This window comes from Streptomyces sp. MMS24-W38 (assembly GCF_059889265.1).
Genome location: NZ_JCBCPP010000001.1, coordinates 7,138,658 through 7,165,383 on the forward strand (window position 1 = coordinate 7,138,658; position 26,726 = coordinate 7,165,383).

At 71.8% G+C, this 26,726-nt stretch carries 19 protein-coding genes; 9 read left to right on the plus strand and 10 right to left on the minus strand.

Features of this window, described 5'->3' with window-relative positions; all coding sequences use genetic code 11:
• Positions 1 to 2: 2 nt before the first annotated feature.
• The 4 genes from AC6F7H_RS31555 to AC6F7H_RS31570 form a co-directional block, all read right to left on the minus strand.
• Positions 3 to 2,831, minus strand: a complete 2,829-nt coding sequence (locus AC6F7H_RS31555; protein ID WP_500761167.1) for an NHLP bacteriocin export ABC transporter permease/ATPase subunit — start codon at positions 2,829 to 2,831, stop codon at positions 3 to 5.
• A gap of 1 nt (position 2,832) precedes the next feature.
• On the minus strand, positions 2,833 to 5,055 hold the full coding sequence (locus AC6F7H_RS31560) for an NHLP family bacteriocin export ABC transporter peptidase/permease/ATPase subunit (protein WP_500761169.1): 2,223 nt from the start codon (positions 5,053 to 5,055) through the stop codon (positions 2,833 to 2,835).
• On the minus strand, positions 5,052 to 5,858 hold the full coding sequence (locus tag AC6F7H_RS31565) for a hypothetical protein (protein ID WP_500761171.1): 807 nt from the start codon (positions 5,856 to 5,858) through the stop codon (positions 5,052 to 5,054). The genes AC6F7H_RS31560 and AC6F7H_RS31565 overlap by 4 nt, the downstream gene beginning before the upstream one ends.
• Before the next feature lie 189 nt (positions 5,859 to 6,047).
• Positions 6,048 to 6,263: a type A2 lantipeptide gene (locus AC6F7H_RS31570; protein ID WP_500761173.1), complete on the minus strand. Its 216-nt coding sequence runs from the start codon at positions 6,261 to 6,263 to the stop codon at positions 6,048 to 6,050.
• Between the two features lie 638 nt (positions 6,264 to 6,901).
• Here AC6F7H_RS31570 and AC6F7H_RS31575 point away from each other — a divergent pair.
• Entirely contained in the window at positions 6,902 to 8,230 is a 1,329-nt protein-coding gene (locus tag AC6F7H_RS31575) for a S1 family peptidase (protein ID WP_500761175.1), read from the plus strand.
• Between the two features lie 117 nt (positions 8,231 to 8,347).
• On the opposite strand, the gene AC6F7H_RS31580 is transcribed toward AC6F7H_RS31575, so the two are convergent.
• Positions 8,348 to 10,492 (minus strand): SpoIIE family protein phosphatase, encoded by a 2,145-nt coding sequence (locus AC6F7H_RS31580; RefSeq protein WP_500761177.1) that lies wholly within the window; start codon positions 10,490 to 10,492, stop codon positions 8,348 to 8,350.
• A gap of 210 nt (positions 10,493 to 10,702) precedes the next feature.
• On the opposite strand from AC6F7H_RS31580, the gene AC6F7H_RS31585 reads away from it, so the two are divergent.
• The 5 genes from AC6F7H_RS31585 (at position 10,703) to AC6F7H_RS31605 (ending at position 17,072) form a co-directional block, all read left to right on the plus strand.
• On the plus strand, positions 10,703 to 13,153 hold the full coding sequence (locus AC6F7H_RS31585) for a SpoIIE family protein phosphatase (protein WP_500761179.1): 2,451 nt from the start codon (positions 10,703 to 10,705) through the stop codon (positions 13,151 to 13,153).
• Positions 13,154 to 13,356: 203 nt separating this feature from the next.
• A complete protein-coding gene (locus AC6F7H_RS31590) occupies positions 13,357 to 14,424 on the plus strand; it encodes a glucose-1-phosphate thymidylyltransferase (protein WP_500761181.1) in 1,068 nt (355 codons plus the stop codon).
• On the plus strand, positions 14,421 to 15,398 hold the full coding sequence (gene rfbB, locus AC6F7H_RS31595; protein ID WP_500761183.1) for a dTDP-glucose 4,6-dehydratase: 978 nt from the start codon (positions 14,421 to 14,423) through the stop codon (positions 15,396 to 15,398). The genes AC6F7H_RS31590 and rfbB overlap by 4 nt, the downstream gene beginning before the upstream one ends.
• Complete coding sequence (rfbD, locus tag AC6F7H_RS31600) at positions 15,395 to 16,282, plus strand: dTDP-4-dehydrorhamnose reductase (RefSeq protein ID WP_500761184.1); 888 nt, start codon at positions 15,395 to 15,397, stop codon at positions 16,280 to 16,282. The genes rfbB and rfbD overlap by 4 nt, the downstream gene beginning before the upstream one ends.
• On the plus strand, positions 16,269 to 17,072 hold the full coding sequence (locus AC6F7H_RS31605) for a class I SAM-dependent methyltransferase (protein ID WP_363038460.1): 804 nt from the start codon (positions 16,269 to 16,271) through the stop codon (positions 17,070 to 17,072). The genes rfbD and AC6F7H_RS31605 overlap by 14 nt, the downstream gene beginning before the upstream one ends.
• On the opposite strand, the gene rfbC is transcribed toward AC6F7H_RS31605, so the two are convergent.
• The 3 genes from rfbC to AC6F7H_RS31620 all read right to left on the minus strand — a co-directional run bounded on the left by rfbC (position 17,062) and on the right by AC6F7H_RS31620 (position 21,664).
• Positions 17,062 to 17,670, minus strand: a complete 609-nt coding sequence (gene rfbC / locus AC6F7H_RS31610; RefSeq protein ID WP_500762165.1) for a dTDP-4-dehydrorhamnose 3,5-epimerase — start codon at positions 17,668 to 17,670, stop codon at positions 17,062 to 17,064. The two genes, AC6F7H_RS31605 and rfbC, sit on opposite strands and share 11 nt — an antisense overlap.
• A gap of 2 nt (positions 17,671 to 17,672) precedes the next feature.
• Positions 17,673 to 19,610, minus strand: coding sequence for a glycosyltransferase family 2 protein (locus AC6F7H_RS31615; RefSeq protein WP_500761186.1), 1,938 nt, complete (start codon positions 19,608 to 19,610; stop codon positions 17,673 to 17,675).
• A 455-nt stretch (positions 19,611 to 20,065) separates the two neighbouring features.
• Complete coding sequence (locus AC6F7H_RS31620) at positions 20,066 to 21,664, minus strand: IS1634 family transposase (protein WP_500754409.1); 1,599 nt, start codon at positions 21,662 to 21,664, stop codon at positions 20,066 to 20,068.
• 166 nt (positions 21,665 to 21,830) lie between these two features.
• Between AC6F7H_RS31620 and AC6F7H_RS31625 the strand changes: the two genes are divergently transcribed.
• Positions 21,831 to 22,334 (plus strand): metallophosphoesterase family protein, encoded by a 504-nt coding sequence (locus AC6F7H_RS31625; protein WP_500761188.1) that lies wholly within the window; start codon positions 21,831 to 21,833, stop codon positions 22,332 to 22,334.
• A 222-nt stretch (positions 22,335 to 22,556) separates the two neighbouring features.
• On the opposite strand, the gene AC6F7H_RS31630 is transcribed toward AC6F7H_RS31625, so the two are convergent.
• Both AC6F7H_RS31630 and AC6F7H_RS31635 read right to left on the minus strand, forming a co-directional pair.
• A complete protein-coding gene (locus tag AC6F7H_RS31630; protein ID WP_500761190.1) occupies positions 22,557 to 22,922 on the minus strand; it encodes a nuclear transport factor 2 family protein in 366 nt (121 codons plus the stop codon).
• Between the two features lie 123 nt (positions 22,923 to 23,045).
• On the minus strand, positions 23,046 to 24,800 hold the full coding sequence (locus tag AC6F7H_RS31635; RefSeq protein WP_500761191.1) for an ABC transporter ATP-binding protein: 1,755 nt from the start codon (positions 24,798 to 24,800) through the stop codon (positions 23,046 to 23,048).
• A gap of 175 nt (positions 24,801 to 24,975) precedes the next feature.
• Here AC6F7H_RS31635 and AC6F7H_RS31640 point away from each other — a divergent pair, with 175 nt between their 5' ends.
• Positions 24,976 to 26,064, plus strand: coding sequence for an S-(hydroxymethyl)mycothiol dehydrogenase (locus AC6F7H_RS31640; RefSeq protein ID WP_500761193.1), 1,089 nt, complete (start codon positions 24,976 to 24,978; stop codon positions 26,062 to 26,064).
• Positions 26,064 to 26,693 (plus strand): MBL fold metallo-hydrolase, encoded by a 630-nt coding sequence (locus AC6F7H_RS31645; protein WP_109378641.1) that lies wholly within the window; start codon positions 26,064 to 26,066, stop codon positions 26,691 to 26,693. The genes AC6F7H_RS31640 and AC6F7H_RS31645 overlap by 1 nt, the downstream gene beginning before the upstream one ends.
• Positions 26,694 to 26,726: the final 33 nt, after the last annotated feature.

The following is a 26,726-nucleotide window of genomic DNA, read 5'->3' on the forward strand; positions in this document are numbered from 1 at the left end:
CGTCACGCCATCTGCCGTCGCACCAGTTCGTGCAGTCGCCCGGCCGGGTCGGCGAGCAAGTGGGCCGGCGGGCCCTGCTGGACCACCTTGCCGTGCTCCATCACCACCACCCGGTCCGCGTCCAGCACCGTCGACAGCCGGTGCGCGATGACGACCCGGGTGGCCCGCAGCGCCTTGGTGCTCTCGATCACCGTGCGCTGCGTCTCGTTGTCCAGGGCGCTGGTCGCCTCGTCGAAGAAGAGGATGCGAGGTCGGCGGATCAGCGCCTGGGCGATCATCAGCCGCTGCCGCTGGCCACCGGAGACCGCGCCGCTGCCCGAGACGATGGTGTGCAGACCCATCGGCATCCGCCGGATGTCCTCGGCGAGCCCCGCCATCTCGGCCGCCGCCATCGCCTCCTCGGGCGTGTACGGCTCGGTGCCGCAGATGACGTCCAGGAGGGAACCGGTGAACGGCTGGGCGTGCTGGAGCACCACACCGCACTGCCGGCGCACCGCCGACTGGTCGAGCGCGGCCAGGTCCTGACCGTCGTACAGCACACTTCCCGACAGCGGCCGGTCGAAGCCGATGAGCAGCCGCAGCAGTGTGGACTTGCCGCAGCCGCTGGGGCCGACGACCGCCACGAACTCGCCCGGCCGTACCTCGAAGGAGACGTCGTCGAGGACCAGCGGACCGTCGTCCGAGTAGCGGAAGGAGACTCGTCGTGCCTCGAGCGCCCCGCTCAGCGGGCCCGGCCGGGTGCTCGCCGCCCGCACCTCGGGCGTCGCGTCCAGCACCGGCCGGATCTGCTCGAACAGCGGCAGCGCGGCCACCCCGGAGACGAACGCGCCGGTCAGCTGGGTGACCGAGGTCAGCACCATCGTCACCGACGTGTTGAAGGTGAGGAACTCGGCCGCCGTCATCGAGCCGCGCGCCGGGCCCGCCAGCAGCATGAACATCGCCAGCGTGCACAGCGGCAGATAGACCGCGCCCAGCACCGCCGTCAGGTTCTTGATCCGGCCGGCCTTCTGCTGGAGCTCACGGCTGCGGGCGAACTCGGACGCCCACGCCCCGTACGCGTAGTTCTCCGCCGCCGCCACCCGCAGCTTCGGCAGGCCGCGCAGTGTCTGGAAGGCCTGGTTGTTCAGCTTGTTGGTGAGCACCACCAGACGCCGCTGCCACCGCACCTGCCACAGCCCGAGCCCCGTGAACACCGCGGCGATGACGACGAGCATCCCGATCGCGGCCAACGCCATCGGCACGCTGAACCACAGCAGCAGCCCCAGGTTCATCGCGCCGACGGTGACCGACTGGGCCACCGTCGGCCCGACCCCGGCCAGCAGCCGGCGGATCGCGCTGATGCCCATGGCCGCGCTCGCCAGCTCGCCGGTCGAGCGCTCGGTGAAGAACGACGTCGGCAGCCGCAGCAGCCTGTCCCACACGGCCGGCTGGAGCGTGGCCTCCACCCGGCCCTCCAGCCGCAGCAGGGTGAGGTTCTGCAGCAGCATGAAGGCGGCGGCCACCACACTGCTGAGGATCACCGCGAGACACACCTGCACGATCAGCCCGGTCTGCGCCTTCGGCACGAACTCGCCGAGCACCTTGCCCGTGGCGATCGGCACCAGTGCCCCGATCGCCACCGTGACCAGACCGCTGAGCAGCAGCCCCGTCAGATCGCCGCGGGTGCCCGACATGCAGAACCGCATCAGCCTGAGCGGGCTGAGCCGCCGCTCGGGCAGCGGGCGGTAGAACATCACCGCCTGCGGCTCGAACTCCGCGGCGTTCGCCTTCTCCACCGGCGTCTCCCGCCCCGTCGCGGGATGCACCGCGACGTATCCGCCGCGCCGCCACAGCAGCGCCACCGGCGCGCCGGACAACGCCCGGTGACCCACCAGCGGACCGACGTCGTCCCGCCACCAACGGCCGTCCAGCCGTACGGCACGGGTGCGCAGACGGGACGCGACGGCGATCTGCTCGACCGGATCGAGACGATCGCCGCCGGTGCCCGACCGGGCCGGCTCGGCGAGCGCGATCCCGGCCGCCCGCGCGACCAGCTCGCAGGCCGCGTACGTGGCGTCCGCGTCGGCCGCGGTCGTCCCCTGCGCCGACCGCTTGCCGATGGCGGCGAGCAGCGTCCGGTCGGCCTGGGCGCGGACCGCCTCACCGGCCTTGATGCCCTCGGCGGTGCGTGTCTCGTGGGTGTGCTCCAGCTGCTCGATCCAGCGGTCCAGCGTGGTCATCAGCCGGTACTGCTGGTCGACCAGGCTCTGCCACAGCGCCGGGTCCATCAGCAGGTCCGTCGCGGCCTCGGCGCCGTACAGCGAGCCGTACTGCACGCTGCCCGGCGGCACCTGCATCCAGAACACGTCGTCGTCGCTGGGCGCGGCGGCCCGCTCGGTGGCCATCGGCGCCTGGAACAGCACCGACAGACTGCGGCCCACACCGAGGGCGAGGGCGTACTCCAGCGGACTCGTGGTCGGCGGGACGTACTGCGGATTGCCGTACTCGTCGTACGACCAGGTCTGGGTGTCCGCCGCCTGGTACAGCTCGCGCAGGCCGATACGGTGCACCACGCAGTCCCGCAGCGGCCGGGCCACCAGGGTGTGTCGCGGTCCCGCGCCGGGGCCGAGCAGCAGCGAGCCCGCCTCCAGCCGGCCCAGGTGGTGCCAGTGGCCCTGCTCCTCGGCGTCGACGGCGAACAGGTCCACCGCGCCGGCTGCGATCAGCCACAGCGTCTGCGGCCCCGCCAGATCCAGCCGGTTGGACCCGGCACAGTCCATCCGCCTGCCCAGCGAACCGAGCGCACCCAGCACGAGGTCGCCCCCGTGCCCCTCCTGCACGGTCGTCGTCATCTCATCGCTCCCTGACCAGCGCGGCGTACGCGCCCCCGCGCGCCACCAGTTCCTCGTGCCGGCCGCGCTCCACGACCGTGCCGTGGTCGAGGACGACGATCTCGTCGCTGTCCCGGACAGTGCTCAGCCGGTGTGCGATCACCACACAGGCACAGCCGCGCCGGCGCAGGTTGTCCATCACGACCAGCTCGGTCTCGGCGTCCAGCGCGCTGGTCACCTCGTCCAGCACCAGGATGCTCGGCCGCCGTACCAGCGCCCGTGCGATCTCCAGGCGCTGGCGCTGTCCGCCGGAGAAGTTCCGGCCGTCCTGCTCGACCCGGCTCCGGATGCCGCCCGGTCGACGCGTGATCACGTCGTACAGGGCCGCGTCCCGGAGCGCCTCCTCCACCGCCTCGTCCGGGATCGACGGGTCCCACAGCGCCACGTTGTCGCGGACGGTGCCCTCGAAGAGGAAGACCTCCTGGTCGACGAAGGAGACGGACGCGGCCAGCGCCCCGCGCGAGATGTCCTCGATGCGCTGCCCGTCGATCCGGATCACGCCCTCCCACGGCGTGTACAGGCCCGAGATCAGCCGGGACACCGTGGACTTGCCACTGCCGGAACCACCGACCAGCGCCACCTGCCGGCCCGGCCCGACGGTCAGGTCGAAGCCGGTCAACAGCGGCTTGTCCAGCGGGTTGTAGCCGAAGGCGAGGTTCTGCAGCTCGACATGGCCGCGCAGCCGGCGGGTGGACTCCCCGGCGCCGGGGCGGCCGTAGAGCGGGTCGGCCCGGAAGTTCTCCACGTCCTTCAGCCGGGCCACGTCCGCCGCGAAGTCCTGGATCCGGCCCGCGACACCGTTGAGCCGGGTCAGCGGCGCGGTGAACCGGGTGACCAGTGCCTGGAAGGCGACCAGCAGACCGACCGAGATGTACCCCTCGACCGCGCGCATACCGCCGATCCACAGGATCAGCGCGCTGTTGAGCGTGGCGAGCGTCGGCGCGACCACGCCGAGCCAGGCACTCGGCACACCGAGCCGCTGCTGCTCCTCCAGCGTGGTCGCGTGCTGCCCTGCCCACTTGCGGAAGTAGCCGTCCTCGCCGCCGGTCGCCTTCATCGTCTCGATCAGCTGCAGACCGGTGTACGCCGTGTTGGTGAGGCGTGCGGTGTCCGCGCGCAGTTTCGCCGTACGGGTCGCGCGCAGCCGGATGACGATCCGCATCGCCAGGACGTTGAGCAGCGCCACCCCGATCCCGACGAAGGTGAGCTGCGGGTCGTACGTGTACAGCAGCACCGCGTACAGCAGGACGACGACGGCGTCCACGCCCGCCGCCGACAGGTCCCGGGACAGCGTCTCGGCCACGGCGTCGTTGGACTGCAGGCGCTGCACCAGGTCCGCCGGGCTGCGCTGGGAGAAGAACGTCACCGGCAGCCGCAGCAGATGCCGCAGGAAGCGGGCGCTGGACAGGGTGGAGGAGACGAGCCGCCCGCGCAGCAGGTTGGCCTGCTGGAGCCAGGTCAGCACCAGGGTGAGCAGCACACAGGCGCCCATCGACGTGAACAGCACGCCCAGCATCGACGTCCGGCCGCCGATCAGGAACTCGTCGATGAAGGTACGGCTGAGTCCGGGCACCGCCGCGCCGACCGCCACCAGCAGCAGGCTCGACAGCACCACGGCGGGCATGGTCCCCGCCGTGCCGCGCAGCCGGGCCGGCATCGCACCGAGGACGCCCGGCCTGCGACCGCCCCGGGTGAAGTCCGGCCCGGGTTCCAGCGTCAGGACGACACCGGTGAAACTGCCGTCGAACTCCTCCAGCGGCACGAAACGGCGGCCCTTGCCGGGGTCGTTGACGAACACCCCGCGACGGCCGAACCGACGGCCCATGCCGTCGTAGACGACGTAGTGGTTGAACTCCCAGAACAGGATGGTCGGCGCCGTCACCTCGGCGAGGGCGGCCAGATCCATCTGCATGCCCTTGGCGGTCAGCCCGTAACTACGGGCCGCCTTCAGCAGGTTGCTGGCGCGCGAGCCGTCCCTGGAGACACCGCAGGCGATCCGCAGCTCCTCCAGCGGGACATGGCGGCCGTAGTGGCCGAGCACCATCGCCAGGGAGGCGGCGCCGCACTCCACGGCCTCCATCTGGAGCACGGTGGGCGTACGGACGGTCTTCCCGCGCGCCTTGGGCACCTTGCGCCTGGGCGGGGCGGCACGGCGCCGGCCGCGGGTCTCCTGTGCGGTGGTCACGGCAGCAGCCAGTCGACGGGACGTTCGTCGGACAGCCGGATGGAGCCCGAGGCCAGGGTCATCGAGGTCAGGGGGAACGGCGGTCCCTGGGCGGAGGACCACTGGTAACCGCTCTTCGTGGCGGACGACTTCTCCAGTTCGACCGTGACGGCCACCGGCCTTCCCTTCTTCGTGAACTGCCCGCCCAGTTGGCTGTCCCCGAGGAACGCGGTGATCTGCTGGGCGGACTGGGCGGAGCGGTCCACCGACTTCACCTCGCCGCGCAGCACGCCGTACTCCTGGCTCGGCACCGACTGCACGGTGAGGTCGACCGCGGCGCGCGCGGGAATACCGGCGGCGCTTTCGGCGGGGACGTAGACGGTCGCGTACAGCGGGTCGTCGGCGTCGGCCACCTTCTCCACGGCGGCGACGTTCGCGCCAGTGGTGATGATCTGCCCGACGCTGGCGGCGAGTGTGGTGATCCGGCCGGCGTCCAGGGTGCGGACGACGGTGTCGCCCTGCTCGGTACGGACCTTCAGGACGGGGGAGTTCACGGGCAGCCGCTCGCCCTGCTTCGCGAGGACCGCGGTGACCTGGCCGGCGAGGGGGCTCTGCAGGACGTAACTGCCCTGCCCGTGCGTCAGGACGGCGGGCGCGGCCACCGTGGAGGTCACGGACCCGGTCACCGCCCACACGGAGGCGGCCGCCATGGCGACCACGGTCACGGAGAGGACCAGCCAGCCCTGCGGCCGGGCGAAGCGCACCGGGAGATCGAGTTCCTCGGGCGACTGGAGCTTGGCGAGGGCCTGTTGGCGGAACTGCACGGTTCTTCCCTCACCTGCGTGAACTCTGCGAAGGACGGCGGGGTACGGCTCGGCTGAGCCGGCGGGGCGACCGGCCGGGGCTGCCGGATCCTGTCGTGACGTCCCGTCCGCCGGGGCGACGGGACCTGGAGCAACGCTGAGCCCCGGAGCCGGGGGGAGGCTCCGGGACTCAGTGACACAGGGGCGCGATCAGAGACCGGCGACCAGGTTCGTGACCGGGGCGGTGTTCAGGCCGGTGACACCCTCGACGGTGCCGACGGCCGTGTTGGCCAGGCCGGAGACCGGGGCGATGCCGTCCACCGCGCCCGTGACGGTGTTCACGGCGTTCACGGACAGGCCGCCGGAGACGTTGTCGAGCTCGGCGTCGGAGATCTCGACGGTCTCGACCTGGGGGGTGGAGCTCATGATGGAACTTCCCTTCGTATGGATATGGCACAAGGGGGAGAGCGGCCTTCCTCTGGGGACAGGGGAAAGCCGTGACCGCGAGCGCCGGACCCCGGCGCCGGATGCCCGGAACGGCCTTGCGGTGCGATGGATCAAAGCACGCCCCGGCTCCGGGCTTCCAATCAAACAAACCTCCCACCAGCGAACTTGCGGCTTTGTGGCGCTCAAGAGTGCAGAGAAGGGCACGGCCCGGTGGCGACTTCTTCACATGGCTCACTGCATCGACCCGTCCCACCGCTTGCGCCTCCCGGGCCGGAATCCGGCACACCGGCCCCAAAGGTGTGAGGGGGACGGCCGGCCCGTGGGCGACTTCCGGCTCCGGTGACCGCGTTGGGAAGTCGATGTGCAGATTCACTGAAGCCGGGATTCCGCTCACCGCCCACGACGGAGCGTGCGCACCCGATCGCGGTACGTACTGCTGCCGGATGGCTGCCCAAACAGTCCTCGGGGCAGATGAGTTGGCCGATTTCACGGCGTGAACCCGGTGTCCGCAAAAGAATTTGAACGCCCTGCCGGACCCGTGCGTACCAACAGCCATCCAGGCGCCGACAGCCGCCGAACAGCGGCACGACTCCGGTCCCCCCAGGAGGTCGAGAAGTTTGAGTCACAAGCGGATTCCGAAGCACAAGGCCGCGATAGCGGTGGGCGGTGTGGTGGCGCTCGGTGCCGCCGCGATCCTGCTCCCCAACGCCAACGCGTCACAGGACGGCGCGACGGACGACGCCGCGGCGGCGCCGAAGACCCTGAAGGCCACGGACGCCTCGGATCTCGCCTCGCAGCTCGCCGGGCTCCTCGGCGACGCGTTCGCCGGTTCCTACTACGACGGGGGCAAACAGCAACTCGTCGTCAACGTCGTACCGGGCGACAACAACAACGTGATCGTGCAGGCGAAGAGGGCGGGCGCGACCGTCCGCGAGGTCGACAACAGCATGACCGAGCTGGAGGCCGGCGCGCGCACGCTGAAGACCGAGGCGACCATCCCCGGCACCTCGTGGGCCGTCGACCCGCGCACCAACAAGATCCTGGTCACCGCCGACTCCACGGTGACCGGCGACAAGTGGGACAGACTGGAGTCCACCGTGCGGGGCCTCGGCTCCGGCATGGCGACCATCAAGAAGTCCGCGGGCACGTTCAGGACGTTCGCCTCGGGCGGGGACGCCATCTTCGCCGCCAACTCCCGCTGCTCCCTCGGCTTCAACGTCACCGCGGGCGACGGCACCCCCGCCTTCCTGACGGCCGGTCACTGCGCGCTCGGCGGGCAGCAGTGGTCCGACCAGCAGGGCGGCGCCCCGATCGCCACCATCGACCAGGCCGTCTTCCCCGGCGAGGGCGACTTCGCGCTCGCCAAGTACGACGACCCGAACACGCAGGCGCCGAGCGACGTCGACGTCGGCGGCCAGACCGTCCAGATCACCGAGGCCGCCGAGGCCACCGTCGGCCAGGAGGTGTTCCGAATGGGCAGCACCACCGGGCTCGCCGACGGCCAGGTGCTCGGTCTCAACGCCACGGTGAACTACCCGGAGGGCACGGTCACCGGTCTCATCCAGACCGACGTCTGCGCCGAGCCCGGCGACAGCGGCGGCTCGATGTTCACCCAGGACGGCCTCGCGATCGGCCTGACCTCGGGCGGCAGCGGCGACTGCACCGTCGGCGGCGAGACGTTCTTCCAGCCGGTCACCACTGCCCTGGCCGCGGTCGGCGCGACCCTCGGCGAGGGCGGTGCGGGCGCGGGCGCCGACGACCAAGCGGGCGCCGACGACCAGGCGGGCGGCGAGGACGCCGGTGGCGGTGAAGCCGACGGTGAAATCGGCGGTGAGGACGTCGGCCGGGAAGCCGGTGACGGAGCGGGCCAGGACGTCGGACAGGGGGCCGGATACGGGGCCGGCCGGGATGCGGAGGACGGTCGCGGCCAGGCCGGAACCCACTGACCGGAACCCGCCCGACCGCACCGGGCGGAGCGCCCACGGTGGGCCGCCGCCCCGGACCCTGCCACGCGACCGTGGCAGGGTCCGGGGCGGCACCGCGCGGGGCGGTCGAGGGCGGGCTCAGCCCGGAGGCAGCGCCCTGAGCAGGAGCAGCGCGACATCGTCCACCCGCCCCTCCGGGCGCGCACCGTGCTGGACCAGGGCGTCGGCGAGGTCGTCCAGAGGACGGTCCCCGAGGGCGGTGAGACGGCGGCCCAGACCGGCCAGCGCGTCCTCGAAGTCGGTACCGGGGGATTCCACCAGTCCGTCGGTGTAGAGGACGAGGAGCGACCCGGGGGAGAGGTCCACCTCGGTCGTCGGATACGTCGCCGAACCGTCGATGCCCAGCAGTGGACCACCGGCCAGGTCCAGCACCCGCACCCGGCCGTCCGGCCTCCTCAGCAACGGCGGCGGATGGCCCGCCCTGGACATCACGGCCCGCCCGCGCGCGGGATCGAGCCGCAGGTACAGGCAGCTCGCGAACAGATCGGAACCCAGCTCGAGCAGCAGCCGGTTGGTGCTGCGCATCACCTCCTCGGGCGGCTGCCCGACCGTCGTGTACGCGCGGACCGCGGTGCGTACCTGCCCCATCAGCCCGGCCGCCGTCACGTTGTGCCCCTGCACGTCCCCGATCACCGCCGCCGCCGTCCCCCGCGACGGCACCAGATCGTAGAAGTCGCCCCCGATCTCCATGCCCTGAGTGGCCGGCAGATAGCGGGCCGCCGCCTCGATCCCGGCCAGCGACGGCAGCGTGTGCGGCAGCAGCGCCGCCTGCAGCCCGTGCGCCAGCCGGTGCTTGGCGTCGTAGAGCAACGCCCGCTCCAGGGCCTGGGCGATCAGCCCGGCCAGGCTCGTCAGCACCGCCCGCTCCTCCGTCGTGAAGTGGTGCGGCGAGGCGTAGGCCAGCACGCACGTCCCCACCGGACGCCCCGAGGCGATCAGCGGCAGATAGGCCCACGACGAGAAGCCCGAGGGGTTCACGATCAGGACCGGATACAGGCGCTCCAGTTCCTCCCGGGACTCGAAGAACGCGGGCACACCGGTGCGCAGCACCTGACCGCCGGGGGTCGGTTCGGACAGCGGCATCCCGTCGTACCGCTCGACGACGGGCGGATCCGGATACCCGCGGTGCCCGAGGACGAGCAGCCGGCCCGCCCGTGAGCCGAGGATCACCAGTCCCTGACTGCCCACCGCCGGGGCGATCTGGTCCGCGACCAGTTGCACCACGTCCTGCACGCCCACCGCCTCGGTCAGCGTGCCGGCCAGGTGCAGCACCTGGGAGATGGTGACGAGCCGGGCCGGAGCGGTGCCCGGCTGTTGCGCGGCCCGGTTCGTGTCCGCCGCGGTACGGGCCCGGTTGATCCGGACACTGAGCCCCGTCGTACTCGGATACATCCGGAACCACAGCCACTCGTCGGGCGGGCGCAGCGCCACGAACGACGTGGTGTGCTGGCTGAGCAGCGCGGCCCGGTAGTGGTCCTCGTACACGGGATCGTTCAGCCACGGTACGGTCGCCCACAGCTGGGCGCCGAGCAGCCGGTCGACCGGGGTGTCCAGCAGGCGCGCCGCGGCGGCGTTGGCGAAGCCGACCCGCCCGTTCAGATCGAGCGAGCACAACCCGTACGGCAGTCGGGCCACCATCCGCGCCGCCTCCACCGTGCCGAGCGTGTCGGCCAGGCCGCTCACCAGCGGCGCGGCCAGCAGATCCGGCTCCGAAGGAAGCGGCAGACCATCCTCGGCGGCACGCTCCAGCCGCGCCGCGAGACGGTCGCAGGCGGCGGTCAGGTGATCACGCTCCCCCTCGGACAGCTCAGGCGGGCGGCCGCCGGGCCAGGTCACGAACACCGCGCCGTACGCCCTCGTCGCGGTGGCCACCGGCAGCGCGGCCAGCGAGAACTGGTACGGCAGCACCACGGCGATCCGGGGATAGCGCCGCGCCATCTCCTCCTCGCCGCCCACCCAGACCAGACGCCGCTCGCGCACCGCGTCGGCGACCGGGATCGGCGCGCTCAGCGCCACCCGCTCCCAAGGCGCCGCGAACGCCCGGGGAAGCCCCGCCACCACCGCCATCTCCAGCACCGGCCGGTCCGGAGCGACCAGGTACACCCCGCCGGAGTGGGCATGCACCTCGTCCATCATCGCGGTGAGCGTCAGGGAGAGCAGCGGACGGCCGACCGGGTCCCGCGCACCCGGCGGCATCCGCGCGGAGGACTGCCCCTCGGACACGCCGACCACCTCCTCGCTCGGCCGCGTCGCCCGCCCCGAGAACCCAATCTCCCCCCTGCGGGCCCGCCCCGCACGGCGAGCCGCACGGCACCCGGTCCGCTCCGGCGCGCCCCGCGGGTCCGTCCCGGTCGGATTCCTGCCGGACCGCCGGACCGCCGGAACGCGACGGGGGCGCCGCAGGGGCTGCGCGGGGCCCGTACAAGCGCTGTAATGGCCAACGTGGTCGGTGAGGGCGCTGCGGGACGCAGCACGAGAACGCTGCGCGCGGAAGCCACCCTGACGGCGATCACCGCCGAACCGGAGACACCGGACCGGTTGCGCCGGGTCCTGGAACAGGCCCTCGTCTTCGCCGGCGCCGCGCTTGTCGCCGTGTACACGCCCAGCGCGGAGGACGAGCAGCTGCTCCTGGTCGAGGCGGCCGGGATCCCGCGGACCCTGTGCGGGGTGCGCGACAGCTATTCCGTCGCCGGGTACTCCCCGGCCGCCGAGGCCGTACGCGCCGGCTGGCCGGTGTGGCTCGGACCGACGGAGCTCGCCGCCCAGGCCCAGGCGCGGCGCGTACCCGCTCGTGACTTCTCCCTCGCCGCCCTGCCCGTGCGCCACGATCCCGGGGGCTGTCTGCTCGCCGTCAGCGAGCGCCCCGGCGGCTTCGACCCCGAGGACCGGGTCTGCCTGGGGCTCGTCGCCGACGCGGTCGCCTTTCCCGGGCCGTCGGCCGCCGACGGCGGCGGCGAGCTGCCGCCGGACACCTTCAGCCTCGCCATGGACACCGGACGGGTCCGGCTGGGTGGCGACGTCCTGGACCTGTTCGGCCTCGGTCCGGACGACTTCGACGGCCGGGTGGAGACCCTGATGGGGCTGACCGTGCCGGAGGACCTGCCCTCCGTGATGTCGGTGGTCGAGGCCGACCACATGACCATCGGCGAGCGCGAGCTGGAGTTCCGGGTGCTGCAGCCCGTCGGCCCGCCGAAGTGGCTCCGGCTCCGCGGCCGGCTGCTGCAGGGCGGAGAGGGCCGTCCGACCCGCCTCGTGGGCTCCGTCGCCGACGCGTCCACGCTGCGCTCCGACGTCACCGATGTGGCCCGGGTGCAGCGCCTCGCCGCCGCCCTCGCCACCGCGGTCACCGTCCGCGATGTCGGCAGGGCCGTGGTCGCCGCCCTGCGCGGGCCGCTCAGAGCCGACCGGATCGCGGTCGCCGAACTGGAGGGCGACCGGCTCGTCGTCACCGTCCTCGACCCGCCGGAACCGGACGCCTGGCCGGATCTGTGGCGCACGGAGTGGCGCGCCGAATGGCCCGAGGCACCGGTGCGCACCATGCCCACCATCGCCGCCGCCCTGCGCGAGGGCCGGCCCCGGATCTGGCCCGCGGGCAGCCCGCTGGAGACCTCCCTCGCCGAGGTCGGACCCGGCGGCCTCGCCGTGCTGCCGCTGCCCGCCGGCAACCGGATGGTCGGCGCCTGCCTCATCGGCTGGGACGCCCCGCACGACTTCGGAGCCGACGAACGCGCCCTGCTCACGGCCGCCGCCGGCCTCGCCGGACAGGCCCTGATGCGGGCCCGTGCCTTCGACGCCGAGCACGAGCTGGTCGGCATGCTCCAGCGCCAGCTGCTGCCGCGCCGGCTGCCCCGGCTGCCCGGCGCGGTCGCCGTCGCCCGCTATCTGCCCAGCACGGTCGGCCTGGAACTCGGCGGCGACTGGTACGACGTGATCCCGCTGCCCGACAACCACGTCGCCCTCGTCATCGGCGACGTCCAGGGGCACAGCGCGGGCGCCGCCACCCTCATGGGACAGATGCGCACCGCGCTGCGCGCCTACGCCGTCGAGGGGCACGCGCCCGACGTGGTGGTGTCGCGCGCCAACCGGCTTCTCATCGACATGGAGAGCGACCTCTTCGCGACCTGTTGCTATGTCGACGTCGACCTGGAGGAGGGCTCCGCATGGTGCGTACGTGCCGGGCACCTGCCGCCGGTGCTGCGGCATCCGGACGGCCGTACCGAGATCGCGGAGGCGGAGGGCGGCCCACCGCTCGGCGTCATGACACAGGCCGACTTCCCGATGAGCCCGCTCCGGCTCCAGCCCGGCACGACCGTCGCCCTCACCACGGACGGCCTGGTCGAGTCCCACGAGGCCGACATCGACGAGGGCATGGACGACTTCGCCCGTCGGCTCGCCGCCGCCGACCCGGCCCACCTCGGGCTCGTCGCCGACGCCCTGCTCGGCAAGGCCGCGCGCAGCGACGACGTCGCCCTGCTGCTGATGCGCTACGACGGCATGGCCCTGCGCCCGCTGCGGGAGAGCTGGACGGTGTGGCGGGTGCCCCAGGCGGTGGGCCACGCCCGCCGCTTCACCCGGCGCACCCTGCGCTCCTGGGGCGCGACCGAGGACCTCGACGCCGCCTTGCTCGTCGTCTCCGAACTGGTCACGAACGCCCTCGTGCACACCGAGGGACAGGTCCGTCTCGACCTCACCCTCGTCGGCGACCGGCTCCGCCTCGCGGTCGCCGACGCCTCGCCGCGCAGTCCCGTCAAGCCGAGCAGCATCGGCTGGGAGGCCACCGGAGGCCGCGGCATCCTGCTCGTCGAGGCGGTGTCGGCGGCCTGGGGGACACTGCCGGTCAGCGGCGGCAAACAGGTGTGGGCGGAACTCGTCCCGCGCCGGTGAGCGCGTGGCGTCACCGGCCGTCGACAACGGTCCCGACGCCCGGGTCATCCCTTCGAGTGACACGGCCGACGAGCGCGACCCGGCCCCGTGTCCACCGTCGCGGGCCGGAATCACGGCGACCGGACGGCTCTCCTTGGGGATTTCTTAATGAACCGTCAAAAGAAGTGATGTTCCATTCGCCGCGCACCACTATGGTGAGTCAGATGAAGGCTCTCGTGCTGTCCGGCGGCGCCGGAACCCGGCTGAGGCCGATCACCCACACCTCGGCCAAGCAGTTGGTGCCCGTGGCCAACAAGCCCGTGCTTTTCTACGGGTTGGAATCGATCGCGGACGCGGGTATCACCGAGGTCGGGATGATCGTCGGTGACACGGCCGCTGAGATCGAGAACGTGGTGGGCGACGGTTCGAAGTTCGGCCTGCAGATCACCTACATCCCCCAGGAGCAGCCACTGGGGCTGGCGCACGCCGTGCTGATCGCCCGCGAATGGCTCGGCGACGACGACTTCGTGATGTACCTCGGCGACAACTTCATCGTCGGTGGCATCACCGGCCTCGTCGAGGAGTTCCGCAGACACCGGCCCGACGCGCAGATCCTGCTCACCCGGGTCGCCGACCCGCGCTCCTTCGGTGTCGCCGAACTCGACGCGGGCGGGCAGGTGATCGGCCTGGAGGAGAAACCCGAGCGTCCCAAGAGCGACCTCGCCCTCGTCGGCGTCTATCTGTTCACGCCCGCCGTCCATGACGCGGTGCGCGCCATCAAGCCGTCCTGGCGCGGCGAACTCGAGATCACCCACGCCATCCAGCAGCTGATCGACTCCCGCGCCGAGGTGCGCTGCACCGTCATCCATGGCTACTGGAAGGACACCGGCAACGTCGTCGACATGCTGGAGGTCAACCGGTCCGTCCTCGAAGGGATCGAGCGCCGCATCGACGGCGAAGTGGACACCGCTTCCGAGACCATCGGCCGGGTGGTGGTGGAGGAGGGGGCCCGGATCAGCAACTCGCGCGTCGTCGGGCCCGCCGTCATCGGCGCCGGCACCGTCGTCAGCGACTCCTACGTCGGACCGTTCACCTCCGTCGCGGAGAACTGCCGGATCACCGACAGCGAACTCGAGTTCTCCATCGTGCTGCGGGACTCCTCGATCGAAGGTGTCCGCCGCATCGAGTCCTCACTGATCGGCCGTCATGTCGAGGTGACCCCGGCCCCCAGCGTCCCCAGCGCCCACCGACTCGTCCTCGGAGACCACAGCAAGGTGCAGATCCATTCATGAACCTCCTCGTCACCGGAGCCGCCGGCTTCATCGGCTCCTGCTACGTCCGTACGCTGCTCGCCGCCGACGCCCCCGAGGCGCCGAGGGTCACCGTGCTGGACGCGCTCACCTACGCCGGCACCCTCGACAACCTCGAACTCGACCACCCCCGGCTGGAGTTCGTCCACGGCAACATCCGCGACGCCGACCTCGTCGACAAACTGACCGCCGAGGCGGACCAGGTGGTCCACTTCGCCGCCGAGTCCCACGTCGACCGCTCCATCCTCACCGCGTCCGACTTCGTCCTCACCAACGTGGTCGGCACCCAGGTCCTCCTCGACGCCGCCCTGCGCCACGGCGTGGACACCTTCGTGCACGTCTCCACCGACGAGGTCTACGGATCGATCGCGTCCGGCTCGGCGACCGAGGAGTACCCCCTCGAACCCAGCTCGCCCTACTCCGCGTCCAAGGCGTCCTCAGACCTGCTCGCCCTGTCCTACCACCGAACCCACGGTCTGGACGTCCGCGTCACCCGCTGCTCCAACAACTACGGGCCGCACCAGTTCCCCGAGAAGGTCATCCCGCTGTTCGTCACCAACCTCCTCGACGGCGGGAAGGTCCCGCTCTACGGCGAGGGCCTCAACGTCCGCGACTGGCTGTACGTGGACGACCACTGCGCGGGCATCGACCTCGTGCGGACCGGAGGCCGGGCCGGCGAGGTCTACAACATCGGCGGCGGCACCGAACTCACCAACAGGGACCTCACCGGGCTCCTCCTCGAAGCCTGCGGGGCCGGCTGGGAGAGGGTCGAGCACGTCGAGGACCGCAAGGGCCACGACCTGCGGTACTCCGTCGACTGGAGCAAGGCCCGCGACGAACTCGGCTACCGCCCGCGCCACGACTTCACCACCGGCCTCGCCGAGACCGTCGCCTGGTACCGCGACAACCGCGCCTGGTGGGAGCCCCTCAAACGGCGCGTCACGGAGCAGTCATGAAGTGGCTGGTCACCGGGGCGGGCGGGATGCTCGGCCGGGACACCGTCGACGAACTGACCCGGCGCGGCGAGCGGGTGACCGCTCTCGACCGGGCCGCCCTCGACATCACCCGGGCCGAGGCCGTCGAGCGGGCGTTCACCGAGCACTACCCCGACATCGTGGTCAACTGCGCCGCGTACACCGCCGTCGACGACGCCGAGACCGACGAGGAACGCGCCACCCGGATCAACGGCGACGGACCCCGCCTGCTGGCCCGCGCCTGTGCCACGCACGGCGCCCGGCTGATCCATGTCTCCACCGACTACGTCTTCTCCGGCGAGGCCCGTGCCACCCCCTATCCCGAGGACCACCCGACGGCCCCGCGCACCGCCTACGGCCGCTCCAAACTGGCCGGCGAGCGGGCCGTGCTGGAGGAGCTGCCCGGCGCGAGCGCCGTCGTGCGCACCGCTTGGCTGTACGGGGTCCACGGCAGAAACTTCGTGCGGACGATGATCGGTCTCGAGGCCCGCCGCCCCACCGTCGACGTCGTCGACGACCAGCGGGGGCAGCCCACCTGGAGCGTGGACGTCGCCGAACGCATAGCCGACCTCGGCCCTCGCCTCGGCGACGACGTGCACGGAGTCTTCCACGCCACCAGCTCCGGCGAGGCCACCTGGTACGAGCTGGCCGGGGAGGTGTTCCGGCTGATCGGCGCCGACCCCGAGCGGGTGCGGCCCACCACCGGCGCGGCCTTCCCCCGGCCCGCCCCGCGCCCCGCGTACAGCGCCCTCGCACACGGCCGCTGGCAGGACATCGGCCTGCCGGCACCGCGCGACTGGCGCGTCGCCCTGCACGAAGCACTGCCCCGCATCCGCAAGGAGAGTCCCCTTCGTGAAACGCCATGAGTTCCTGCGGGAACTGCACAAGGCCAGCGCCAACCGCAACTACCTGGAGATCGGCGTCAACGACGGTCGCAGTCTGCGCCTGTCACGCGTCCCCAGCATCGCGGTCGACCCCGCCTTCAAAGTCGTCTCGGAGCTGAAGTGCGACGTCCACCTGGTGAAGGCAACCAGTGACGACTTCTTCGCCCGTGACAACCCGCTGGCCCACCTCAAGGGCGGCCGCCACCCGCTGCGCAACCTCCGCCGCGGCCGCAGTCCCATCGGACACTGGCGGCGCACCACGCTCGACCTGTCGTTCATCGACGGCATGCACCTGTTCGAGTACGCCCTACGCGACTTCATGAACGTAGAGAAGCACTCCGACTGGGCCAGCGTGATCGTCCTCGACGACATGCTGCCGCGCAGCGTCGACGAGGCGGCCCGGGACCGGCACACCACGGCCTGGACCGGTGACGTCTACAAGATCACCGAGGTGCTGACGCGCTACCGGCCCGACCTGGTCACCGTCCTGGTCGACACTCAGCCCACCGGCCAGCTCGTGGTCTTCGGCGCCGACCCGGACAACACCGTGCTGCACGACAAGTACGACGAGATCATGGCCGAGTACAAGGTGCCCGACCCGCAGAAGGTCCCCGAGACGATCCTGGAGCGGGCCGGCGCGGTGCCGCCCGAGGCACTGATCGAGGCCGGCTTCTGGCGCCCGCTCACCCAGGCCCGCAACCGCGGCCTGCCGCGGCGCCTGGGCTGGGAGCCCCTGCGCCGCGCGCTCGACCAGGTCGGCGTCAGCCGCTGAGTCCCCTGCCGCGCAGCTCTTCGTAGCGTGTGCGGCAGGCCTCGTACGAGGGCAGCAGGCCGAGGCGCTCCGCCTCGGCCAGCGTGGGCGCCTGCTCGTCCTTCGACGACAGCACCGGGTCGATGCCCTCCGGCCAGGCGATGCCCAGCGCCGGGTCCAGCGGATGCACCCCGTGCTCGCGGCCCGGTGCGTAACCCGTCGAGCACAGGTACACCACTGTGGCGTCGTCGGTGAGCGCCATGAAGGCGTGCCCGAGCCCCTCGGCCAGGAACACCGCGTGCCGGGTGTCGTCCTCCAGCCGCACGGCCTCCCACCGCCCGTACGACGGGGACCCCACCCGCAGGTCGACCACCACGTCGAGGACCGCGCCGCGCACACAGGTCACGTACTTGGCCTGGCCGGGCGGCACCTGAGAGAAGTGCACCCCGCGCAGCACCCCGCGGCGCGACACCGAGCAGTTGGCCTGTGCCAGGGACAGGCCGTAGCCCGTCGCCTCGCGGAACTCCTCACCCCGGTACCACTCGTGGAAACTGCCCCGGTCGTCCGGGAAGACCTTGGGCTCCAGCACCCAGGCCCCTTCCAACTCCAGTGCGCGCACCGTCATCGCCTTCCGTCGATCAGTGGAGCCACCCTCCTTTGGGCGGCGCCGAGCATCCGCCGCGCCCTGCGCGCCAGCTTCCCTACGGCGCCGGGGCGCGGAATCGGCACCACCAGCACCCCGCCCCCGCCGGTGCGGAGCGCGAACGGCAGGCCCTCGAAGCGCGGTTCGGCGGCGTCCGGGTCCAGGCAGAGCGCGACCCGCCAGACACCCCGGGGGAGCCCCGAGGGCAACGTCGCCTCCAGCCACGTCCCCGGCCGTTCCGGTTCACCGGCCAGTGTGCCCGGCGCGTACAGGGTCCGGCCGCCGGACGAGAACCGGAGCCGCACCCCGGTGCCGTCGTCGGCGTGCAGCGGCACCCGGGCGCGCAGCCGTGCCCCCGAGACCGTCACGTCCGGCCGCCGCACCCGGCCGAGACCGAGCCGCTTGCCCCGGACGGCGACGTCCAGGGAGAGATTGCCGTGCGGCTCCGTCCAGTACGGCAGGAAAGCCCGGCCCGCGACGACGCCCGCGTACGGTTCGGGGCGGGTGGCGCGCGGGGCCGGGCCCAGTCGGCACTCCTTGGTCCAGCCACCGAGCTTGACCCGTACGACGGCGTCCCGGACCCCGTCACCGGGGAGCGTGCCCGGGTCGACCCTGGCGGTCGCACGCAGCACCAGCCGCACCCGCTCGCCGTCGTCGACGGGCACCGTCTCCCGGGTGAACTCCACGGGCTGGAAGTACTGGGCGGAGCTGGCCCGTTCACGCAGCAGCAGATCCGCCGTGGCCTGGTCGAAGCGGGCCGCGGTCTGAGCGCCGACCCACGCCACCGCCTCCTCCACGTTCTTCGGCGTGTCGGTCAGCGGGGCAGGGGCGGCATCGGCGGGGAACGTCATCGGCGCGCCCGCGGAGACGTACTCGGCGGTGAAGCCGAGGCGCAGCGAACCGCCCTCCCACTCCACGCCCGTGGGCACAGCCGTCGGCGCGACCCCGGCCTCCCACTCGGCGAAGGCCACCACGTCGTCGTACCGGTCCGCCGCCGTCAGCGAGGCGACCACCTGCTGCGTCGGCTGGAGTCCGGCCGCGACAGCCGGGCCGAACCGCTCGACGACCACCTTGTGGATCTCCGCGAACAACTCCCTGCGGTAGTCGTCCGGCAGCCCCAGCAGCCGCCGGGCCCGCAGCCGCTCCACCATCTCCACCCGCAGCCAGCGGCGGAACAGCCTGTCACGCACCGGACCGGGCTCGGTGTACCGCTCGACCACGTCGAGCGCCTCGCGGAGGTTCTTGAAGTAGCCCACCGGGTCGAAGCGCTGGAAACCGGCGTTCGAGGCGTCGTCGCGTCTGATGTGGTAGTAGCAGACGTAGTCGCTGAGCACGGAGACGTTGGCCGCCCGCAGATACGCCTCCGCGACGAAGACGTGGTCCTCCAGGCGCCGCCGCCCCTCCGGGAAGCGCAGCCCGATGTCGTCGAGGAACGCCCGGCGGAACATCTTGTGCGGGGTGAGGCTGTCGATCAGCGGCGCGTTCTCCACCGTGGCGCGCGGATGGTTGCGGCGGAACAACTCCACCGGCACACCGCGGTTCTTGCCGGCCATCTTGCCGACGACGACATCCGCGCCGTTGGCCACGCCGTAGGCGTACATCCGCTCCAGGGCCTCGTCGCCCAGGTAGTCGTCGTTGTCGACGAACATCACGAACTCGCCCCGGGCGGCGGCGATCCCGACGTTGCGCGGCTTGCCGGACCAGCCGGAGTTCTCCTGGTGGATCACCCGCATCCGAGGATCCTCGGCGGCCAGCCGGTCGAGCCGTGCCGGCGTCCCGTCGGTGGAGCCGTCGTCGACGAAGATCGCCTCGTAGGAGTCGGGCGGCAGCGACTGCCGTCGCAGGGAGGAGATGCAGTCCTCGATGTAGATTCCCGGGTTGTAGACGGGAACGATGACGCTGACCTTGACCGGCATCTGGATTTGTGGCCCTTCGGGTCGCTTGCCGTCGAACGGGCGGCTTGTCGTGCGTTGCCCGATCGTAACTCCGTGGCCACCGTGGTTCCGCCTTTCAAACGCCGTCGAGACCGTGCCGTGATCATCCCTCGGAAACCGCGCCGATCGGCGTGCCCGAGCGCCCACTTGGGCGTGGCGACACGCGCCCCCCGGGGCGGGCCCCAGTGCCTCGGCAGGCAACGTTCGCCCCGTCGCGACGCCGGCACGCTCCCCCGAGTTCTCGGCTCCTCCCTCGAGTTCTCGGCTCCTCCCCCGAGTTCTCGGCTCCGCTCGAACAGGGGGGACCCCCATGAACAGGGGGGACCCCCATGAGCAGGGGGCACCCTCATGAGCAGGGGGCACCCTCGTGACGCCGCTCCTTGACGGGCAAACACCGCCTGCCGGGGCACTAGTCCCGTACTTCGCGGGTCGTCGTTTCAGGTCTGTGGCCAGCGGGTTTGCGTGATGTCTGTTTCGAGGAGATCGAGGAGGTGGAGTTGGACACCGCGGGTGATCTGGACGGTGGGCGGATCGGTGGTGTTGCCGATCCGCAGGGTGAGTTCGCCGAGATGGTAGAAGATCATGCGGCCGGTGGGGCGGACCCGGCGCTGGTCCGGGTAGAGGCCGACCATGGTCTGCTCGGATCCCAGAGCGCGTCTGACCTGCCGTTCGATCAGGCTGAAGACGAGCAGGGCCAGGCAGATGACCTGGATGAGAGCGGCGACACGCCGGTTGTGCTGCACGAAGACCGGCGCGACCGCCAGGGGGCCTTTGAAGTCGTGGTAACGGCGTTCGACCGCGCCCTGGCCTTTGTAGTGGACAAGGATCTGGCCCGGGCCGGCCTGCTCGGCCGGGATGCTCGTCAGCAGCGCCCACCAGCCGTCCACCGCAGCCTCGGCCGCCAAAACGTCCTGGTCGAAGTGCCACCGAAGGGCGGGAGGCTCGCCTTCGCCTCCGGTGATCGTCCAGCGCAGGCAGGAGGTGACGTGCCGCTTGGCTGCGATGACCCCGATCCGGGCCATGATCTTCTGCTGGGTGCCGTAGTGCCGGCCGCCCGCCGCGCCGGCGAGCTTGTCCATCTCCTCGCCGGCCCGGGCCAGTCGCTTCTCGCGGGCCCGGCGCTGGCCCGCCGCGACGGCGGTGGAGTGCACCAGGATCCGGCGCACCCGGTGCACCGGATCCCGCTTGCGGCGCCCGGCCATGGTGTGGACGTCCTCCAGCACCCGGTAGCTCTCCCGCGCGGCGGCCGGTTTGTCCACGTCCCGCTCGGGCAGCCAGTCCACCGCCTGTGCCCGTGCAACGTCCAGGGCCGCGTAGACCTCGTCCTTGACCTGGGCAGCCGGGACCGGCGCGATGAAATCCACCCCGGCCGCGAGCAGGGCGGCGACATTCGTATAGGACACCAGCTTGGAATCGGCGACCAGCAAGAACTCCCGTGCACCAGCCATGCCTTGCAGGTCCTTCATCGCGCCGACGACCTGGCTGACCTCGGCCGCACCCCCGTCGAAGACACGGGCGTGGACAGGAATGCCGCCGTCGGCGGACACCGCGAGTCCGGCCTGGACCTGCTTCAGGTCCACCCGCCGGTCCTTGGGGCGCCCGTAGCTGATGACCGGGTACTGCTCGTCCTGGTCCTCGGCAGGGAAGGCCCCATGGACAGACATGCTGGTCATGTCCCAGTGCAGCCTCGACACGTCGATCCCGAACTCGGCGATCGCCCGGGCGCCGACCGTCCCCGCGATTCTGTCCAGCTCCGGCGCGATCGCATCCAGGGCCCGGGCCAGACGGTCGTCGTTGAGCAGGGCCGGCTCGATGCCGAACACCTCCTCCACCGCCCAGGTACGGGCCCAGTCACCGACCCGCACCAGCGGCGCGGGCGAGGTCAGCCGGTTGACCACCAGCGCCTCGATCACCTGCCCATGGGTCAGATGCGCGCTCGCGCCTCCCGGACACACCTCGTCGACGATCCCGGCGACATCCAGCCGGCGCAGAAACTCGGCAGCGACAGGCAGAGCGCCCAGACGCTTCTCCACCACGGACGTCACCACCACATCAAGGCGCTGACGCTGAGACCGAGGCCGCGGAGACCGGGAAGTCATCGACACACCCCACCCAACGCCACACGACCGGCCCAGGACACCCCCGGACCGGTCACGTCATGCGAATCAACGACCCGCGAAGTACGGGACTAGTGTGCCGAACGTGCGACTGCTCCTGATGTCCGACACCCACCTGCCCCTACGGGCGAAGCGGCTGCCTGCGCCCCTGCTCGACGAACTGCCGCGGGCCGACGTCGTGTTCCACGCGGGGGACTGGGTCGACACGGCCACGCTCGACCTGCTCGAGAGTCGCAGCCGCCGACTTGTCGCCGTGTACGGGAACAACGACGGCCCCGAACTGCGCGCCCGCCTGCCGGAGATCGCGTACGTCGAACTCGACGGCCTGCGCTTCGGCGTGGTTCACGAGACGGGGCCCGCGCGGGGCCGGGAGGCCCGGTGTGCCGCGCGCTTTCCCGATCTGGACGTACTGGTCTTCGGACACAGCCACATTCCGTGGGACTCCACCGCCGCCACGGGGCTGCGTCTGCTCAACCCGGGCTCACCGACGGACCGCCGCCGACAGCCCCACCACACCTATCTCACCGGCACGCTCACCGACGGCCGGCTCGGTGATCTGGAAATGCACCGGCTGCCACCGCGCCGGTGATGTCCGCTCCCGGAGATCCGCACCGGTCGGGCCCGCCCGTGACCGGCGCCCGAAAGGCCGGGCCGCTTCGTTCCGGTGGAAGCGGCCCGGACGCTGCGAGTAGTTGCTCTGTCACGGACCTCCTTCCCGCGATCGGAGGTGATACGACTCCGCTTACCCACCCCGGCCGGGTTCACACACCCTTTTTTCTCTTTTATCAGGCCCGGTGTCGCCTGGGGCGGATCACTCGTCCCAGGCCTGGATCATCGTCTGCTCGGTGATCTTGCCGTCCCGCAGCGAGACCATCGACTCCGAGAGCACCCGCACCCCGTCGGGGTACAGGCAGCTCTCGCTGTACGCGGCATGATCGCCCTGGACGACGCACCGCTCCAGCTGGTGCGTCATGTCACGGCTGTACACGTCGTCGAACATGGCGGCTATCTCGTCCCGGCCGTGCAGGACCTTCGGGTTGCTGGGCTGGGTGTTGCGGTCCACGATGCGCAGTTCGGCGTCGTCCGCGTAGAGCGAGACCATGGGCGCCGACGTCTGCGCCTCGATGCCCCGGCGCAGTGTGTCGGTGCCGAAACCGGCTTCTGCCGAGGGTGTCATGACGGCCTCCTCGAGGGCCTCGGCCCGGTCCCGAGCGGGCCACGCCGGGCCTCTCCTACGAGACTCCTCCGGCCTGGTGGGCGCCGCAAGCCCGGCCCGCGCGCGGCGCACCCCTGGCAGGGGTCACCCGCTCGTCGCCAGGAACTGCGTCGCCGCCAGCTCCGCGTACAGCGGATCGGCGGTCACCAGCTCACGGTGGGTCCCGACCGCGCGGACCCGGCCGGCGTCCATCACCACGATCCGGTCGGCCATCGTCACCGTCGACAGCCGGTGCGCGACGACCAGCACCGTCGTCGTACGGGCCACGTCGGCGACGGTGTCGCGCAGCGCCGCCTCGTTCACCGCGTCGAGCTGCGAGGTGGCCTCGTCGAGCAGCAGCAGCCGAGGGCTGCGCAGCAGAGCGCGGGCGATGGCGACCCGCTGGCGTTCCCCGCCGGACAGCTTGGTGCCGCGGTGCCCGACCAGGGTGTCGAGCCCGTCCGGGAGCCTGGCCACCAGCCCGCCGAGCCGGGTCGTCTTCACCACTCGCGCCACGGCGTCCTCGTCCGCCTCCGGGTTCCCGAGCAGCAGGTTGTCGCGGAGGGAGCCCGACAGCACCGGAGCATCCTGCTCCACATAGCCGATCGAGGACCGCAGCTCCGACAGCTCCCAGTCGGCCAGATCGCGTCCGTCGAGGGTGATCACGCCCGCGTCGGGGTCGTAGAAGCGTTCGATGAGGGAGAAGACGGTGGTCTTGCCCGCGCCGGACGGACCCACGAACGCGGTCATGCCCTGAGCGGGCACGGTGAACGTCACCCCGTGGTGGACGTACGGCAGATCGTCGGCGTAACGGAAACGCACGTCCTCGAAGGCGAGCGCGGCGGGAGCGGTGCCCGGTGCCGGCAGGGGCGCGGTACCGGCCGCCGGCTCGGCGGGCAGCCGCAGCGCCTCCTGGATGCGCGCCAGCGCGGCGCTGCCCGTCTGGTACTGCGTGATCGCGGCGACGACACTCTGGATCGGAGCCATGAGATAGAAGACGAACAGCAGGAACGCCACCAGCGTGCCGATGTCGATGGCGTCCGTCGCCACCCGCGCGCCCCCCACCGCGAGCACCGTGATGAACGCGACCTGCATCGCGAGCCCGGCCGTGTTGCCCGCCGCGGCCGACCACCTGGCGGCGCGTACGCTCTGCCGCCACGACTCCTCGGCGGCCTCGTGCAGCGCGCGCTCCTCCCGCGGCTCGGCTCCGGACGCCTTCACCGTGCGCAGCGCGCCCAGGACCCGCTCCAGCGAGGCGCCCATCACGCCGACCGCGTCCTGCGCCCGCCGGCTGGCCCGGCTGATGTGGGGCACGATCACGCCGAGTATCGTCCCCGCGCCCACGATCACGGCGAGGGTGACCGCCAGCAGTACGGGGTCGACGAAGCCCATCAGCACGATGGTCGCGATCAGCGTGAGGCCGCCCGTGCCGAGGCCCACCAGTGAGTCGGTGGTGACCTGGCGCAGCAGTGTGGTGTCGGAGGTGATGCGGGCCATCAGGTCGCCGGGCTCGCTGCGGTCCACGGCCGTGATGCGCAGCCGCAGCAGATAAGACGACAGCGAGCGCCGCGCCCCGAGCACCACCGACTCCGCGGTGCGCCGCAGCACGTACGACCCCAGCGCGCCCAGCACGGCGTTGGCGACCACGAGCGCCGACATCAGCAGCAGCGCGCCGGTGATGGCCCGGTCGGCCGACAGGTCGCCGATCAGCTCCCGGGCGACCAGCGGCAGCATCAGCCCGGTCGCCCCCGTCAGCAGGGACAGCGCGGCCCCGCCCAGCAGGGCCCATCGGTGCGGTCGTACGTATCCGAGGAGCGCCCGCCAGGCGGGCGGGCCGGTCTTCTGTGCTGCGATGCTCACGTCGCTCCCTGGGCGTCGGACGGAAGGGCTCAGGCTACGCCGCGGGGGCCGGGCCGTGACACGGCCGGTGGACCCGCACAGGCGCCGCGACCTGCCACGGAGCCCACCGGCCGAGTCACCGGCAGGTCGCGTAGGGTCTCAAGTACCTACACCGGAAGATGAAGGAGCCAGCATCATGGCGCAGGAAGTGCGCGGCGTGATCGCACCGGGCAAGGACGAGCCGGTACGCATCGAGACGATCGTCGTACCCGACCCGGGGCCGGGCGAGGCGGTCGTCCGCATCCAGGCCTGCGGTGTGTGCCACACCGACCTCCACTACAAGCAGGGCGGCATCAGCGACGACTTCCCCTTCCTGCTCGGCCACGAGGCCGCGGGTGTGGTGGAGTCGGTGGGCGACGACGTCACCGACGTCGCACCCGGTGACTTCGTCGTCCTCAACTGGCGTGCGGTGTGCGGCAAGTGCCGCGCCTGTCTGCGCGGACGCCCCTGGTACTGCTTCGACACGCACAACGCCAAGCAGAAGATGACCCTCGCCTCGACGGGCCAGGAACTCTCCCCGGCCCTGGGTATCGGAGCCTTCGCCGAGAAGACCCTCGTCGCCGCCGGACAGTGCACCAAGGTCGACCCCGAGGTCGCCCCGGAGGTCGCCGGCCTGCTGGGCTGCGGCGTGATGGCCGGCATCGGCGCCGCGATCAACACCGGCAACGTCGGCCGCGGCGACAGTGTCGCCGTCATCGGCTGCGGCGGCGTCGGCGACGCGGCCATCGCCGGGGCCCGGCTCGCCGGAGCGGCGAAGATCATCGCCGTCGACATCGAGGACCGCAAGCTGGAGACCGCCCGCTCCATGGGCGCCACCCACACCGTCAACTCCCGTACGTCCGACCCCGTCGAGGCGATCCGCGGACTCACCGGCGGCTTCGGCGCCGACGTCGTCATCGAGGCCGTCGGCCGCCCCGAGACGTACCAGCAGGCCTTCTACGCCCGCGACCTGGCCGGCACGGTCGTCCTCGTCGGCGTGCCCACCCCGGAGATGAAGCTCGAACTGCCCCTGCTCGACGTGTTCGGCCGCGGCGGCTCCCTGAAGTCGTCCTGGTACGGCGACTGCCTGCCCTCGCGGGACTTCCCGATGCTCATCGACCTGCATCAGCAGGGCCGCCTGGACCTCGGCGCGTTCGTCACCGAGACCATCCGGCTCGACGAGGTGGAGAAGGCCTTCGAGCGGATGCACAAGGGCGACGTCCTGCGCTCGGTGGTGGTGCTCTGATGGCCGCCCGCATCGAACACCTCGTCACCTCGGGCCAGTTCAGCCTCGACGGCGGAACCTGGGACGTCGACAACAACGTGTGGATCGTCGGTGACGACCACGAGGTGATCGTCATCGACGCCGCGCACGACGCCGACGCCATCGCCGAGGCGGTGGGCGATCGCCGGTTGAAGGCGATCGTGTGCACCCACGCGCACAACGACCACATCGACGCCGCTCCCGCCCTCGCCGAGCGCACCGGGGCCAAGATCTGGCTGCACCACGACGACCTGCCGCTGTGGAAGCAGACCCACCCCGACCGCGACCCCGACGCCTGGCTGGTCGACGGCCAGGTGATCGAGGCGGCCGGTGCCGACCTCACGGTGCTGCACACCCCCGGACACGCGCCGGGCGCGGTCTGCCTGTACGACCCCGGCCTGGCCACCGTGTTCACCGGAGACACCCTCTTCCAGGGAGGCCCTGGTGCCACCGGCCGTTCGTTCTCCCACTTCCCGACGATCATCGACTCGATCCGCGACCGACTGCTGACGCTCCCACCGGAGACCGAGGTCCGCACCGGTCACGGCGACTCGACCACCATCGGCGCGGAGGCGCCGCACCTCGAGGAGTGGATCGCCCGCGGCCACTGACGCCCCAGGCCCCGGCGCCTCGCGGAGGACTCG